The following is a 15686-nucleotide window of genomic DNA, read 5'->3' as shown; positions in this document are numbered from 1 at the left end:
CGCTTCCACTCAACTCCAAAACTAGCAACATCCCTGCAACTGAGTAAATACCACTTCCAAGTCCATTTATAAAGACTCCTGATATCAATATTAAGAAGTTTCTTTCCATTACGAAGGGCTTTATTTTTTTCATTCTTCCTTCTCCTCCTCATTGAACTCTTTAATGATATATTCTACAGAATAAGGTGATTGTTCTTCAGCATCCTTTTCGTGATAAGATAAGTTACCAAACTTTAAGAAAAGATTTTCAAGTTCTTCATTTAATTGATTTAAAAGCTTGTCCGATAAATAAATGTTTGCAGATTTACCATCAATAAGCCCTGGAGTGTCCACTTTTTCAGGGTTCTTAAATGAGACAGCCTTAGACCTGTAAAATTTCTCCACTACCCCCTTGTCAGTGTTTATGCTTTCCACTTTTATGATTTCATACTTTAAAAGTTGTTGAATGTGATAGTAAACAGTTCCAGGATTTTTCCCTACTAGGTCAGCTACTTGTTTAGGTGTCATAGCTTTTTCGTAGAGAAGAGCTACTATTCTAGATCGCAAGGGATTAGATAATACTTTTTGTTGGTTCCAATTAATTTCCATGATATCTGGGTTTCTTTTAGTTTCTTGCATCATTCTTAGACCCCTTTGTTATTCGTTTGGATTCACAATTTAATTTGTAATTATAATACGATTTGTAAATGCAAATGTCAATGTATGGGGCGAAACTAAAGACGATTTTCTTATTGTGTTGCAGACGAAAATAAAAAGTTCGGGACTGCCAGAAAAACGCAGATAGCGTACGTAAAGAATTAAAAACTAACCCTACGCTTCTTATTTTCCTTGAGTTTTCGCCGTTAATAATACTCTTATGCAACATAATTTTTAATGTACGTATTCTACGTTTTACTCTCTGGACCTCGGCAATTGTGCATCATTGTAGTAAATACTACAATGATGCACAATAGGTAATGAATTATTACGTAATTCAAGAACTCACTACCCCTTTTTAATGAGCATCTTTATTTTTCGACCATATCGTAGTTGCTACTAAGTAATTACTCGAATGTAAATTTAAAACATACATGAAAGAAACGTATCTACATTAACCAAAAAGTTGCATTAAACAAATGCGGTCCTAGTCATTTATTAGTAGTAATGAATTAACCAATACAATACTACATATGGAATATAGCTCAATAATACAAAAAGTAATTAAACCAAACGATGATATCAGTTATAAGCGCCCGTACTTGATAGATCCTACTGTAAGTTCTTTTTATTTGAGAATTGGTCTTATGCAATCATGAATTGTTTATTCGAGCAGACTAATGTATCTAAGTTTTCGCTTTAATTTAAAAATATATACACAGTAAACAGATATATTAGAAGAATTGGTGTTTCTCATGTACTCTGTGTTGCATCGAAATATAATTTATCGAACTATCCCCTATTTCAATGGAACACAGAGTACGTAAAGTACTAGGATTTCCAGGGTATAGTTTACCTTTCTTTGGGATAGCGTAAGGAACGAGTAGATTTACAACGCTAAGTACCAATTTCATTTTAGGTGAGTCAGGTGAAAGTACAGTTTTGGACACTAATTTACGTGTTAATTAGTGTTGCAGCATTATCATTCTTTTACTTTGTCTTGAAACTGAGTCTTTAGCTAAAGGGCAGGTTTGTTGAAGACTCAGTTTCGAGATAATAGCCATTTTTGAAACGATTTATGTACTCATTCGTATATGGATTATGGGGTCTTATTTAATAAAACAAATAAGACGGAAATATCGAAATTAACTATAAATTAAGGAGGCAACTGATATGGGTATTGTAAAAGGATCAGTACTACTCATTCAATTAGGAGGGATTAGGCATGGCTAGATGTACGGCTCCAGTAAAGGGGCATCGAACAGCCAGTGCCAGGGCCAACTGCCCAGCGTGCGGTGGGCGTTATAGTAGTTACAGGTCGTACTCAAGCCATTCTTATTCCCCAGCCCTTAGAAGTGGAGGCGACCGAAGCAGTACCAGAAGTTCCGGGAGTAGTACAAAACCAAGTTGGTCGAGTGCAGGTTCTTCCGTCTCGTACACGACAGAAGAAGTTAGGGCTCTCACACCAGTCCGCAGTAATGTCGAGAAGTTGGCAGAGCGACCTGACCTTCGGGACGTATTCCTGTGCCATGCGTGGGACGACCGGAAAGGGATCGCCAAGGAACTCCACGATTTGCTCGAGTCGCGCGGTGTCTCCGTCTGGTTCAGCGAGAAGGACGTTGCACTCGGCGTGCCGTTACTTCGCGCAATAGATAAGGGCTTGGCGAACTCGAAAGTTGGGCTTGTGCTGGTGACTCCTTCGATGCTACGCCGCCTTCCAGCAGAGGGCATCGCCGACAAAGAACTTTCGGCACTCCTCTCTCGCGAGCGTCTCATTCCGATTGTGCATGACACAACTTATGAAGCTCTTCGCGATGTCAGTCCCTTGCTCGGATCCCGAAACGGTCTAAACACTGCAGAAGATCCAATTGAAGACGTCGCAACTAAGCTTGCAGAATTGGTCACCATCTAAGCTATTTGTCTACTCATTGGAAGTGAGGGAACGGCTCTAGCTCTTCCGATAAAGACATGAGAACCACTCCTTAGCTTTTATGATTTTGGATTCGATTCTTATAAAAACAGCGGCGATTGTCCAATAAAGGATAATCGCTCTAAATTGAGTCTTTATGATAAGTTAGACGTTTAGCCTAGGTTGTAAACTAAAATAACCTCTTTAAATAAATTATTCAATACTATCCTCTTGGATCAATTCTTTCTCTACATTACTGAATTCTTCGTAAACGTAATTACATAGCCTTTGTAAAAGTTTAATGGAGAACATTACTTGTAAATTATCGAGGATTTTCGTTTCTCCTGCATCTTGGATAATTCTTAGTAACATAGAGTTAAGTTGTTGTAATTCATAAACTGCCCATGAACCCGGTTCTGCAATACCAATATTGCTAACTCCAGCTATAGGAAGGCCTTCTTGAGAGCCAAGGGTGGAAATAATAGATTTTGGGGCAGCATGAATGTTATTGGAAGAAAGTTTATACTGTTCTCTACCCTTATCTCTTTTTACATCATTTCGTATTCTTCCGAAATTAGGGTGCTGACCCTTGTTTAACTTTAAATATGGTCTTGCCCATTCATAATCATTTAAGCTTTTTATATCAACAAATTTGTCTCCATACTTATCCAATAATGCAGGTTGTATTCCTTCAAAATGTTCCATTGCTTCAGTAATATTAATATTGTCTCCATACAGATACGACAAATATCTAGCGTCCTTAGCTTTCATTACTTCAGAGTAGTCTAAGTAAGCTTGCGCTGCTTTTTCACCATTTTTGAATATGAATTCGGAAATAACTGCTAGTTCATTTAACGAGCGATATCTAGACATCGCTCCTGTACCGTAGCCTCCTTTTATAAGGTGAATTATTTCTGAATATATTGAACAAGCTCTAACATGTTTCATTTTGAACAGTGTAGAAAGAGGCGAATCATTGGTAAGTACTTTATTGAAAACTAATTCCCCGAGTTTGATACTTAATAGGTAAATTAATTCTAAGTGGTAAAAGATGAAGCCGTAATGTTGTTCTATGTTTGCTTGAAAGGTTTGTTCTTGCACTCTATTGTCCTCTCTTAATCTATATCCAAAATACATTAAAGAATCGTCTATGTATTCCTGGTAATCACCTTTATCACTACTTATTTCTTTGAGTACTTTTCTTATATCTTCTTCAGCGGTATCTTCAGTAAATTTTAACTCACCATCTTTTTGGATTTTTTCTATAAATCTATAAAACACAATCGTTAATACATCTAAATCATCTAACTCTATTTCTTCGCCATTTTTACTCATAAAGTGTCCTCCTAAAGGAAATTATAGTTTTAAACTCTTCCATATTTATACTTCTATGGTACATTATTTGTATCATTTAGAACATGAAGGATATACGTTTCTATAATTAACCTAATAATACTTCAAAAAGGCTTTGAATAAAAAGGTATGAATTTGGATAAGGGAATTGTACTCGTAGAGCAGAAAGCCCATATTTTCTCAACCTGACTGGAAAATTATCTTAATATCGAGTATTTCGTTAACGGGGGCTTATCTGCAGTAATGATAAGTCTCTTTTTAGTGAGAAAGGATTGAGTTCCTCGCCCCTATTTGAAATAATTGGAATTATGTAAAAGCTGAATGTTTTAATCAACACGCTAGCATTAATTAAGGAGGTACTATGAAGAAAACATTATTAGCAATATCAGTAATTGTTAACCTGATTTATTTAATTAACGTATTTGTTGGTTTCGGAATCAGACTGTCTAATGTAATGAATGTTATTTTGGGATTGATATTTGTAGTAAGTATTTTGGGGGCAATATATTTCTTAGTACGATCAAAACAAAATTCGGGCTATCACCCTTACCTGTCACTTGCTGTGCTTACATTAAGTATAGCTTCCTTAGGATGGTTTGCTTTTATAAATTATTTATCTTTAATAATGGGAGGGTAGGTTTCGTATAATGTCTACATCTCGAAATCGAGTCTTTAAGTAACAGGGGCTTTATCTTAATAAACTAACTCAATAAATCGGTTCTAAGGCGTTGTAAAGGAACCGATTTATTATGTTCTAATTTGCTTAACTTTGTAAATCCGCATTTACCTAACGCCCTCCCTGTATGAAGTATTTCATATGTTTCAAACTTACCTTAACTCAGAATGAAGCTAATTTGTATTATTATGTCATTGAATTATATAACACATTAACTCATTACTACTCGTTTAACATGTGTTACAATGCATATAACTACAACTATGGAGGGATTCTTGTGAGTAATGATCATTTGACTGAAGAAGAAATGTGGAAAGAAATTCAACGATTGCGTGAAATAGAGAAAAAGCAAAGTGAACTCCTAAAAAAAATGACCGGTAAAGGTTTATATGAAACACGGATTAAACCTAATGAGGATGGAGTAGTCATTGTGGATCCAGATGATCCAGATCAAAAGAAATTATGGGATCTGGACTAAACGATGAATGATATAAACCCAAAGGATGTATACGGTGTGGAGATCGCTTTCTATGATAAAAAAACGGGGCAACTTAGCCCGAAGGCAAAGCGTCCTGTTTTAGTTGTTGATGTAGATGACGATGTAGCGATGCTAAGGACTCTGACATCTCAGATTGATAAATTTCCAGCCACACGATTTAGCGTAGGCGTGGAAAAGAATGAGACAAATGGATTAAAGAAGGATTCGGCAATTATGTGTACACAAGACAATACCTTCAATATGCCAGTCGAAGACCTAAAGAAACTTGAAAAATACGGTACTATAACAACCAGACAACTCTTGGAAACCATACAAATGTCTAACGCTTGTAACCGTAAAGGAATCCAGCTAAGGAAAAGTGTCCAACTTGGAAGACAGCAAGGTCTATAAGAACTATTATACATAAGGACAATCATACTCATATTACATACTTAAATCATGGTTTTTAGAATGCATAGATTGTCTTACATGACTCTCCATTTTAGCAATAGCTTGAGAACGTACTTCTTGATCATATCGTGTTTTTGTCTCGATAGTTATTTTCGACCGTCAAACTATCCACGAGCTTTTCTTCAGTTAACTTTCCTGTATTTTCTGCTTTCACTAACTGCTGGCGTCCCTTATGGTTGATTCTGTCAGCATTTTCCAAATGATGCTCCTGAGATTCATTCGATTTCAGATCTTTTAGCAACAGGGTTTGTTGATCAGAGTTATTATGTTCATAAATTACAGTGCCCAGTACGTCTTCACCGTTTCTCATTTAGACCAGCCTTTCTTTTGTATTGACCTTACCGAACGGCTGTATACAAACATTCACATAAAAGGTGGAGCTTCTTCTATTTCTCTAACTCTTCTTGTAGCCTCATTAAGGTGTGTTACTTCTTTAATATCAAAGTATTTTTCTTTGTTCATCACAATAACCTCTCTTTCAGCGTACAATCCTGTGGTAATAAATGCAGCACAACCTTTATCAAGTAATTCCTGTAGTGGACTTAAGTTCTCAAAAAAAAGGATGTTGTCAATTGGGACTTCCACAGCAACTTGGACTTCATTCGTATACAAGTCTTTATTGGTCGTAAAAGACGATAATGTATTTGTTCTCAACTTAGTTGGATCTTTATAGAAGGACTGTAACTCAGGATGGTTTAACCCCCTATAGAGTAGTACGTTATTTGTATTTGTAACACTTTTCAGATTGTCTTGAGTTATATTGTATAAGCGTAGGATTTCAGATTTCATTGTTGTTTCAATAAGGGAGTAACTTCTTTTGCTTTTAATTTTGCGAACAACATCCGTTCTATAACCAAATGAAACATCCAAAGGGAAATCAAAAATATCTGATATCATTTCAGTTAGTAAATACTTTGCCTCTTGTCTACTGATTTGATTATTATAAACCCATGAAGGTATTCCCTCAAAAAACCCCTTCAAACAAGGCCAATGACCAAATATTAGATAATCAAGATACGAGTTTTTAATATATAGTCGCTCATGATATTTCATGATTGTACTCATCCTCAAATATTGATGATGTCTACATTTTAACTTTAAAGCATTTTTGTTAAGCAGAGCATAAATGTCATTTCTAATTATCTAGTAAGACTGGCTTGTAAAGAATACACCCTTTATGAATCATACATTTCCCAAGTATTTATAACACAATAATACATATAGAATATAACTCAATAACACAGGAGTCGATTGAATTAAATACCGGTATTAATGATAAACCATTGCTGTTAGAGTTTGTTATCATTTCTTTCTATTTGAAAAATCGTCCTTCTTCAGTCATGAACTGTTTATACAAGCAGGCTGATGTATAAAAGTGTTGTCTTATGTTTTGGCATTCAGCATTTTCTTTAAGGAGCTTCTGAATATATTCCGGAACAGTAGTAAAAACATCAATCATATTGCTTTCATCATACGTCGGTAATTTTTCAGTAGGTCCTTGCAGAATGGCATAAGAAACTAATGCAGGTAATGGCACATAATTTTTTTCTGAGAATCTCATCATTTTTTCTTGAAGCTGCTTATTTAGATGAAGCATGAATTGCTTAGAATCAGTTTTTTTTTGCTTTCGGATTGCCATTTGCTTCTCAAAATGGTCTGAAACAATGTACCCAATTAAACGGTTTTTCTTCATTCCATAATCTTCAGCAAGACTTAGTATTTGTTCATGCACTTCATCATTAATTGTCATCACGAAGTGTTGACGTTCTAATGTGATATCATTTTCCATCTGTTTTAGGTCTGCCAAACTCGGAAGATCTTTCAATAGCTTTGACAACTCAAATAAAATAATCCCTGCTTGAGATGTACCCAAATTAGGAGCAGCTTTTTTCACTTGTTGTTTAGCTACAGAAGACAACCGAATACTTAACTTGTGAGCTTTCCCTCTATTGAGTTTAGCCATTGTAAAAAACCCCCTATAGCTTTTTAATTGTATTCTAGATTAAAATCATACACACATCAAACAGATATTGGAAGAAACTATGTTTCTTACGTGCACTGTGTTGCATCGAAATATATATTATTGAACTATCCCCTATTTCAATGCAACTGAGAACACATCAAATACCAGGATTTCCAGGGTATAGTTTACCTTTCCTTTAATTTAGCGTATAGAGTCGAACGTGGAATTCCTGTTGCTTTTACAATGTCAGCTACACTCATTCCAGTGACTTCCCTCTGATCGTACATCATCAAAGCACGCCTAATGCTTTTCGGGTCATGCCCGGGCCGACCCATGTGCTTCCCTTGTTTCTTCGCACGTTCTCGTCCTTCAGTGGTTCGCTCTACAATCAAATCCCGTTCAAACTGAGCAAATGAACCAAGAATGTTGAACATGAGTGTCTGCATACTGTTCACTTCAGTTCCGGCTTCAAAATACATGTTGTCTTTAATGAAATGGACACTGACATTTTCAGCTGCTAATGACTTGATGATTTTGTTAAGGTCCATAATCGATCTTGCTAGCCGATCAATTTTCGTGACGACGAGCACATCGCCTTCTCGGATAAATTCCATAGCTTCTTTCAACTGAGTTCGTTCTGCTGTACTCGTACCTGTTACCTTCTCGACAAAAACCTTTTCGCAACCTGCTTCCTGCAGAATTTCCTTCTGAGTTTCAATATCCTGTCCAACAGTCGAAACTCGGGCGTAACCTATTTTCATTTTCAGACCTCCGCGTCTAAAAGATTGTGTATTATATACATTTAATTATAGACTATGTTTTAGACGAAAAACAGTGAATTTTTAAGGTGTTTTCCTTTACAAAAAACACATGTCCAGAAGTCGAAAGTTTTGGATGAATTAAATAGCCTGCTCTTGTATAAGCAATTACAGAAAACAATAACTCATTAACACAATTGCACATCAGGTGCTTCAATATATGATTTAAACTTTACGCTTAGTATGAATTCTAAGTTAGGAGGCCATTTTGAATTGACTAATAATTCCTATAAGAAGAGGGACTTCCAACTATTGCAGAAGTCCCTCTTTAAACACTCAATCGTATATATCTATTGGATTACTCTCCAACCATCCCATCACCATCATTATCTCGCATATAAGGATATAACCAATGATCGTCTGTTATAGGCATACTGAACCCCGCATCTTTCGCTTCTTGTATGGTTACTTGCCCATTACCATTAGTATCAATGCTGGAAACATCACCTTGTTCTTCAGAATTAGAGACATCTGGCTCAGTTGATTCGTCACTATCTGTTAAACCTAAAGACTCATTCACTTCATCGGGATTTACATTTTCAAAAGTATCTATAACCTCATTACCGTTTATCGTATAAGAGTACTGATACTTAGAAGGTATTTGGGTGTTCGTATCTGAGTAAGAAATGACTGCTTCAAAATTAGTTGCTCCGTCTGCTTTACTTATTGCGTTTTCCATGTATGATTGGTCACCATGCCGGTTTAAAGCACTTTCTTGAGGAGTAATATTATAAGCGTTTGATACCCCTCCTAATGAGTCAGCAATAACATGTCCTTCATCTAATACATCACTTTCTACACCTGGAACTTTAGCTTCGTCAGAGAAGTATCTTCCACTCGATAGGACAGGTTCATTGCTATCATTTTGTAGAATAATCTCGTCAGCTACGACTCTCACTAATTGACCATGATCATTAGTAAATGCCCAGTACTCTCGATCCCCAAATCCTATGTCCACTACAACGTTCGATTCTCGATCACCACTTAGATCACCGCCGTCCACCTCAATGAGTTCATAACCCTCAAACTGGTCATCATTTGTTTCTGGGGATGTTTCCTCTATTGACGGCTCATCCTCCGTATTTATTGATGTATCTTTTTCCAGATCATCACCGGCTGTAGAATCAGCTTCTTCCTTTTCAGCATCTTGATTTGTATCAGTTGCAGCTTCTTCTTGTGGATACGCTTCCTCATCTATCATGGATGCATCTTCAACGTCGGTACATCCAACGATAAAGATGGTTATTAAGAGCAAGACAAAAACCTTTATTTTCTTTCGCATTTAGGACCTCCACTTTGATTTTCTTTATGTATCCTTTTTACTATATCATCTTCTAACATGTGAAACAGATCCTTCATATAGTTATCTTCAATTTAAGGCTTTAGTTAACAGAAAGGCTCTGTTTAAGTTCGTTGTTGATATTTATAGAAAAAAATAGGACTACCTTATAAGGTAGTCCTATGCAGAATGATTGTCTTATTTAAATAGCCCACAGAGAGCGCTAATTATGGGATAGTATATTTTCCTAAAAAACCTTTAAGCTACGATTATAATGGAATAAGCAAAAACAAGGATGTTAATTGACATTAACATTAACCTCTTCCAACCTCTTCCTCCTATGGCGCTAATGAATCCTAATAAAGGTAACACAAAGAGCCCTATGAACATCATTTCCCCTGGTATTGTAATGAAAGACTGATTTATAAAAACGGTTAATAAAATCAACCCATAGACAATAACGAAGAAGGAAGATATTTTGTGGTTGCTGCTATATAAATCACCAACCCACTGTTTAGCCACCTGAAGGTAAAAATCATCTTCATTACGATAATGACGCAGAGATTCAAATGCAGAAACTAAACTGCCAATAATTGAATACTTGGGTGTTTCAGGTCCTTTTGACAAGTCATCGTTCAAGTATCCTTTACTAATAAAACGCTCTCGGAACTTCTCTATTACTTTAATAGGTTCTTTGTACATATTCCTTTTTAACATTAGTCTCATTAAGAAACGAAGAAACATTAGCTGTGTGACATCAAAAACACTTCGCATTATAAAAACCTTCCTTTGCATACTATCTCACACTTTTTCTTATTTAACTATTGTGGGTAACGTTCCCAATCTACTCCGCTGATTTGCGGAGCGAATCACCCTCTATCATACATTCAATAAAATTCATCCAGGTATGGAGGTGGCGCATTCGGTATAGCGCGGTATTGGTGAGGTCGGTGAACGTTTTACGGCAAGCTTTACAACGGTAACGCTGTTTCTTCACCGTCCACCATCGTGGAGTATTTTCCAAATAGCACAATGATTACGAAGTGAGAGCATCAATTAAGTATTCTCGTAAGCGATGCTTTTCAACTGGATTCAACGTTTGAATGGCTTTAAAGATATCGGTTGCTCTCACAATCGTCCCCCCCCCACTTATATTTGATAACCTCATTATAGAACCCTTGTTTGAATTGTACAAATATCAACAAAGTTTTAATAGAGCCAACAGAAAAAAAGCACCCCAAAAACACTGTCCTCTGAGGATAGTGTTTTTGGGGTGCTTTTTTCATGTTTCTAAAAGGTGGAACTATTTTGCTTTTCGCTTGTTTTTCATTGGGATTCCATATTTCTTGCCATTATCTATTGCTTTCTTCGCTAAGTTTCGAGCTTCGCTTTTCTTCATTTAATGACACCTCTTCTCTTTGTTTTCTTACAATACATCATTACCAATGTTCTGAATATTATACATACTCCCCTCTCGTCCCCCATATATATGAAATTAAAGTTAGGACAGACAGACAGTGTCCCAGACTTAATTCCAGAAAAGAGGTGCTCCTATGAGTGGGGTAGAGGTTAGAGAAAGGAAGAATAGGAAAGCGCGATCAGACAAAAAGAGAGATATCAAACCGACAGTAAATACAGAATTGAAAAGCTGTGTGTATCGTCTTTCATTTGTCACGGATACACCTGTTAAGGATGTTATAGAAATTTTGTGTATGAAGGGATTGAACAACAGAATGGTAATCGAACACCTTTCTCAGTATTTCCGGAGAGATTATCAATTTAAAAGCACCTTTTACATAGGTTCTTTGGAGAACGAATCCCTACAGAGTAAGATTCAAACAGGTAAGAATGAACGGATCACTACTCGTTTTAACCAGAAAGATTATGAAAGAATATACCTTCTATCTATAGCACTCGACGTAACTCCATCCAAGGCTACGGCTTTACTTCTTGATGCAAGCATCAGAAACAGCAACTTGCTGAATTCCTTTGTGAAATCCTATTTGCATACTCAATTGGACAAGCAACAAATGAAGGATTTGAAGTATGTCCTGAAATATATAAATAAGAACAATCCATACAATGAAGAAGTGTCCTGGTTCACTCTGGTATCCATGATTGTTGATGATTTGAAGGAAAACACGTCCAACGTGAAACAACGTATTAGCAGATGGATAGAAAGAAACAAGTAAGAAGTTATTTAGCAATTTATACTGACCTTACTTAATTACACGCTTTTAAATCCCCAGTATGATATAAAACAAAATTACAATAACTCATTAACACATTAACATATTTTTATCTTGCATAGTCTAACCAATAATGAGTATTAGTCCATTATTGGGGGATTGTCAGGAAATGCGGATTTACAACGCTAAGATACAGTGTTGCAACACTATAATTTATTTGCTTTATCTCGAAACTGAGTCTTTCGCAAAAGGGCAGGTTAGTGGAAGACTCGAATTCGAGGTATTAGGTGGAAATGGATGATTTTTGAAACCTTAAAGCGGGCTATTCGTAATATAAATAAAGGTGGTGTGAAATATGTCTCAAGAAGTTTTATTTCTCTTAGTTATTATATCTATGGCTATATGGGTTATGGTGTCTAAAGAGGCTGTAAAACCTTCAAAAAAAATAAACCGATGGAAAATGATAACATTACTGTCAGCTGGTTCATTGTCTACTTTGTTTATAACCATTACTCTCTTTCAAAGCCTGTGGTAGTTCCAATAAAAGGTGTGTTAGTAATGGATTCACAGAGCATATCTCGAAATCAAGTCTTACAGCAACGGGGGCGATTGTTCAATAAGAACTATAGCATGTTCACTACCTGGAATAATGTTGGTAATAATTAAGATTGGATAAGAATACGAATATGACCTGTATGGTCATAGATTACAAGCTAAACAGTTTCAATTACACATTCAATAGAAGGGGAATAATTACATGCCATTTGTCAAAACTGATAGATTAACTTTAGTTACTTTCACAACCGAAATGATGAAAGCCTCTTTATTCAGTTATAGAGAGCTTGAAAGAATAACAAGTTATAATGTGCCATCTGAATATCCAATGGATGATTATAAAGAATTACTTCCTTACAAAGTTGAACGATTTAATCAGTATCCCGAAGAGAATGAGTGGGAAGGAATTATTATACATACAGAAACTAACACGATTATTGGAGATATGGGATTTAAAGGTGGACCAAACGAACATGGAGAAATGGACTTAGGATATAGTATCCTCCCAAGATATCAAGGTAATGGATACGCTACTGAAATGGTCATGTCCATGGTTCGTTGGGGGTTGAAACAACCAAAAGTTAAAAAAATTACAGCAAGCTGTTCTAATGAAAACTATGCTTCTATACGAGTATTAGAAAAAGCAGGATTTTGGCAGAGTGATAATGAGGACGATGAAATCTATTGGGAAATTGACTATATCTAAAATATGCTTAATCAACGGTATAGTTAAATTATAATGAAATTCATTAGTTTATCTCGAAATCGAGTCTTCCGCATAAGGGGGCGATTATTCAATAAGGGTAATCGTCCTCTTTTTTTTGAGAACATAAGGAGAGGTAATGATTACTCGGAAAGTATTGAAAATTATGTAAAATAGCGATATGATGTCATAATATTTATTTTTTGAAAAAATTAATGTGATGTATGGAGTGTGGTCGTATGGATGTTGAAACATATTTAATAGACATGCCTGAGTTTAATACTGAAAGATTAACACTAAGAAAGCTGGCTTTTTCAGATTTAGAAGATGTGTTTAGTTTCTGCTCTAATCCTAACGTAGCACGGCCCATGACATGGGAAGTAAATGAGTCAAAAGATGTAACTGAAGAGTTTCTATGTATGGTAATTACAGGATACGAAAAAGGTGAATCTGGTGAATGGGCGATTGAATGGAATGAAACAGGCCAAGTGATTGGTGTGGCAGCCTTTATTGATTGGAGTAATAAACATAAGTGTGTAGAATTGGGATATTTTTTATCAGAAGAGTATTGGGGAAGAGGAATTGCTCCCGAAGCACTTCAGGAGCTTGTTCGTTATGGTTTTAACGATCTAAACCTTAACAGAATTGAGGGTAGGTCCGATACAGATAATTTCGGTTCTCAAAAGGTAATGAAAAAGTTAGGCATGAAATATGAAGGCACTTTAAGAAAGAATGAGCTTATAAAGGGAGAGTTTAGAGATACAGAGGTTTATTCCATATTGGAAAGTGAGTATTGATCCTTTTAAGAGTTTATTATTATCTTGGTTTCAAATCTTCAGCTAAAGGAAGCGAGAATTGAATAGTGATAGGGGATATACAGCCTTCTCTTTATTCAAGAACTGGGCAGGATTGGTGATTCAGCTTTGATGCAAAATAAGCCTTTGAAATGAGGGGTATTATGAACTTAACCATTAAGAAAATGGATATTAATTCAGCTAGAACGTTATTGAGCTGGAGATATAAAAAGCCATATGATTTTTATAATAATGAAATAAATGATGAAGAGATAAAAGAACGACTCGATGGTTCTTATCAAGCTATTACTGACGAAAATGGTAAAGTGTTTGGTTTCTTATGTACTGGTGATACAGCTCAAATACCAGCTGGACAAAAAAATGGTGTATATAATGATAAGTTTGTAGATATGGGTCTTGGAATGAACCCTGATTATGTAGGAAAAGGATACGGGTATGATTTTTGTACATTGATAATTAACTACATAAAAGAAAACTATGCTGGAATCCCTATAAGATTATCAGTTGCAACATTTAACAAAAGAGCTATTCATTTATACGAAAAATTAGGATTCAAGAAAAAGGACAAGTTCACTACTGGCTATGCAGAGTTCATTACTATGATTAAAGAATAATTAAATGCTATTCCGTAATGGAGACTTTTCTTGTAAAGAGCTTAAGTTTTTCAAGCGAAAAGGGGGAAGCTTATGTATCAATACTATAATGGACTTGTAATTAGAGAAGGTGTAAAAGGTGTTCCAGGAAAATTTGTTGAAGAACTATTTAAGGATGCAGGCTGGGTAAGAGAGATCCCAAGATGGCAAAAGGAAAAATTCACTCTCATGTTTGAGAATTCAACTTGGGCATTTACTGTTTGGGATGAAGATAAAATGATTGGGATGGTAAGGGTGATTTCTGACCAAATCATGGCTGCTAATATCATGGATTTAGTAGTTTCTTCAAACTATCGCGGTAAAGGAATTGGACAAAAACTTGTTGAACTATGTGTACAAAAACTTCCACATGGTGATTGGTTTGCCCATACCTCTTCTAATAATTTTAATTTTTACAAAAAATGTGGTTTTGAGGTTAAAGATTTATCTCAGAATGGAACATGCGCCTATTATGGATACATACAAGCTCGAATAGATGGGCATAGGTGAATACTAATGATTTTGATTACTATCTTGGTTTCAAGTCTTCATAAAAAGGGGGCTTTAGGTTAATAAACTAAATCAGAAAATCGGTTCCTGAACGTTGTAAAGGAACCGATTTTTCATGCTCTAATTTGCTTAACGTTGTATATCTGCATTTTCCTGACGCTACCCAATTATTGATTAGACCTTATGATTGGAACAATTATTTTCCAGACAGGAAATAGTCTCTTTCTAAGGGTTCCGTTGCAGATTCATCATACATACCATCTGAAATAAGCCAAAAGCTAATATATTCTAACAGGAGGTTTTTCGTCGGATCCATAAGACATATCCTTTATGTTAGTACTATCCTTTTAAATATACTCAGTTTAAACAATAACACCAAAAAAACCCTCATATGAGATATGAGGGTTTCGTTCATTTTTTGTTAAACTCATTCTCTGAATCTAACTCGTTTATCGCTTTTGTTAAAGTATCTAATTTCTTCTCAAACCTAGTTAGAAGATAAATAGCTAAGACTATCGGGAATCCCAAGTTTCCCGTAATCATTGCCCACTCAGGAAATTCTGTCATCATAATCACTCCTCCGTATACTTTTCCTCGATGCCCTGAAACACCTGCAATTTTCTCAAGTAAAAAGTTTGACTACATAGTACACCTCTCTTTGCACATATCCCAAAGATATTTCACGGGAATTTCCACAAC

18 protein-coding genes and 1 pseudogene are annotated in these 15686 nt (G+C 35.7%); 9 read left to right on the top strand and 10 right to left on the bottom strand.

Features of this window, described 5'->3' with window-relative positions; all coding sequences use genetic code 11:
- Positions 1-129: 129 nt before the first annotated feature.
- The gene (locus tag ACXAD6_RS20335; RefSeq protein WP_474970551.1) at positions 130-621 is read right to left on the bottom strand and encodes an ArsR/SmtB family transcription factor; all 492 of its coding nucleotides are present in this window, start codon (positions 619-621) and stop codon (positions 130-132) included.
- A 1240-nt stretch (positions 622-1861) separates the two neighbouring features.
- On the opposite strand from ACXAD6_RS20335, the gene ACXAD6_RS20330 reads away from it, so the two are divergent.
- Positions 1862-2548: a toll/interleukin-1 receptor domain-containing protein gene (locus ACXAD6_RS20330; protein WP_474970550.1), complete on the top strand. Its 687-nt coding sequence runs from the start codon at positions 1862-1864 to the stop codon at positions 2546-2548.
- A 210-nt stretch (positions 2549-2758) separates the two neighbouring features.
- Here the strand turns inward: ACXAD6_RS20330 and ACXAD6_RS20325 are convergent, their stop codons facing one another.
- Entirely contained in the window at positions 2759-3880 is a 1122-nt protein-coding gene (locus ACXAD6_RS20325) for a DUF5677 domain-containing protein (protein WP_474970549.1), read from the bottom strand.
- Positions 3881-4259: 379 nt separating this feature from the next.
- Between ACXAD6_RS20325 and ACXAD6_RS20320 the strand changes: the two genes are divergently transcribed.
- The 3 genes from ACXAD6_RS20320 to ACXAD6_RS20310 all read left to right on the top strand — a co-directional run bounded on the left by ACXAD6_RS20320 (position 4260) and on the right by ACXAD6_RS20310 (position 5463).
- Positions 4260-4535, top strand: a complete 276-nt coding sequence (locus ACXAD6_RS20320; RefSeq protein WP_474970548.1) for a hypothetical protein — start codon at positions 4260-4262, stop codon at positions 4533-4535.
- 316 nt (positions 4536-4851) lie between these two features.
- Entirely contained in the window at positions 4852-5052 is a 201-nt protein-coding gene (locus ACXAD6_RS20315; protein ID WP_474970546.1) for a hypothetical protein, read from the top strand.
- Positions 5053-5055: 3 nt separating this feature from the next.
- The gene (locus ACXAD6_RS20310) at positions 5056-5463 is read left to right on the top strand and encodes a type II toxin-antitoxin system PemK/MazF family toxin (RefSeq protein ID WP_474970545.1); all 408 of its coding nucleotides are present in this window, start codon (positions 5056-5058) and stop codon (positions 5461-5463) included.
- A gap of 121 nt (positions 5464-5584) precedes the next feature.
- Here ACXAD6_RS20310 and ACXAD6_RS20305 read toward each other — a convergent pair whose 3' ends face one another.
- The 7 genes and pseudogenes from ACXAD6_RS20305 to ACXAD6_RS20275 all read right to left on the bottom strand — a co-directional run.
- Entirely contained in the window at positions 5585-5833 is a 249-nt protein-coding gene (locus ACXAD6_RS20305; RefSeq protein WP_474970544.1) for a hypothetical protein, read from the bottom strand.
- Positions 5834-5886: 53 nt separating this feature from the next.
- The gene (locus tag ACXAD6_RS20300; protein WP_474970543.1) at positions 5887-6576 is read right to left on the bottom strand and encodes a hypothetical protein; all 690 of its coding nucleotides are present in this window, start codon (positions 6574-6576) and stop codon (positions 5887-5889) included.
- Positions 6577-6835: 259 nt separating this feature from the next.
- Positions 6836-7486, bottom strand: a complete 651-nt coding sequence (locus tag ACXAD6_RS20295) for a hypothetical protein (RefSeq protein ID WP_474970542.1) — start codon at positions 7484-7486, stop codon at positions 6836-6838.
- A gap of 185 nt (positions 7487-7671) precedes the next feature.
- Positions 7672-8247, bottom strand: coding sequence for a recombinase family protein (locus tag ACXAD6_RS20290; protein ID WP_474970541.1), 576 nt, complete (start codon positions 8245-8247; stop codon positions 7672-7674).
- Positions 8248-8602: 355 nt separating this feature from the next.
- A complete protein-coding gene (locus ACXAD6_RS20285; protein WP_474970540.1) occupies positions 8603-9586 on the bottom strand; it encodes a DNA/RNA non-specific endonuclease in 984 nt (327 codons plus the stop codon).
- 255 nt (positions 9587-9841) lie between these two features.
- The gene (locus tag ACXAD6_RS20280) at positions 9842-10285 is read right to left on the bottom strand and encodes a hypothetical protein (RefSeq protein ID WP_474970539.1); all 444 of its coding nucleotides are present in this window, start codon (positions 10283-10285) and stop codon (positions 9842-9844) included.
- 145 nt (positions 10286-10430) lie between these two features.
- Positions 10431-10715: pseudogene (locus ACXAD6_RS20275) on the bottom strand (transposase); the annotation flags it as partial.
- Positions 10716-11136: 421 nt separating this feature from the next.
- On the opposite strand from ACXAD6_RS20275, the gene ACXAD6_RS20270 reads away from it, so the two are divergent.
- The 5 genes from ACXAD6_RS20270 to ACXAD6_RS20250 all read left to right on the top strand — a co-directional run bounded on the left by ACXAD6_RS20270 (position 11137) and on the right by ACXAD6_RS20250 (position 14987).
- Complete coding sequence (locus tag ACXAD6_RS20270) at positions 11137-11775, top strand: hypothetical protein (protein ID WP_474970538.1); 639 nt, start codon at positions 11137-11139, stop codon at positions 11773-11775.
- Between the two features lie 754 nt (positions 11776-12529).
- Positions 12530-13033 carry a GNAT family N-acetyltransferase gene (locus ACXAD6_RS20265; protein WP_474970537.1) on the top strand — a complete coding sequence of 168 codons (504 nt, stop codon included), beginning with the start codon at positions 12530-12532 and terminating at the stop codon, positions 13031-13033.
- 236 nt (positions 13034-13269) lie between these two features.
- Positions 13270-13827, top strand: coding sequence for a GNAT family N-acetyltransferase (locus ACXAD6_RS20260; protein ID WP_474970535.1), 558 nt, complete (start codon positions 13270-13272; stop codon positions 13825-13827).
- Positions 13828-13988: 161 nt separating this feature from the next.
- Entirely contained in the window at positions 13989-14459 is a 471-nt protein-coding gene (locus tag ACXAD6_RS20255; protein ID WP_474970533.1) for a GNAT family N-acetyltransferase, read from the top strand.
- 72 nt (positions 14460-14531) lie between these two features.
- Positions 14532-14987, top strand: a complete 456-nt coding sequence (locus ACXAD6_RS20250; RefSeq protein ID WP_474970532.1) for a GNAT family N-acetyltransferase — start codon at positions 14532-14534, stop codon at positions 14985-14987.
- Between the two features lie 411 nt (positions 14988-15398).
- Here ACXAD6_RS20250 and ACXAD6_RS20245 read toward each other — a convergent pair whose 3' ends face one another.
- Positions 15399-15557 carry a YvrJ family protein gene (locus ACXAD6_RS20245; RefSeq protein WP_474970531.1) on the bottom strand — a complete coding sequence of 53 codons (159 nt, stop codon included), beginning with the start codon at positions 15555-15557 and terminating at the stop codon, positions 15399-15401.
- Between the last annotated feature and the right edge of the window lie 129 nt (positions 15558-15686).

This window comes from Halobacillus sp. ABH2_015, assembly GCF_056158945.1.
The sequence above is the reverse complement of the archived record's forward strand: the minus strand, read 5'-3'. Positions and strand labels throughout refer to the sequence as shown.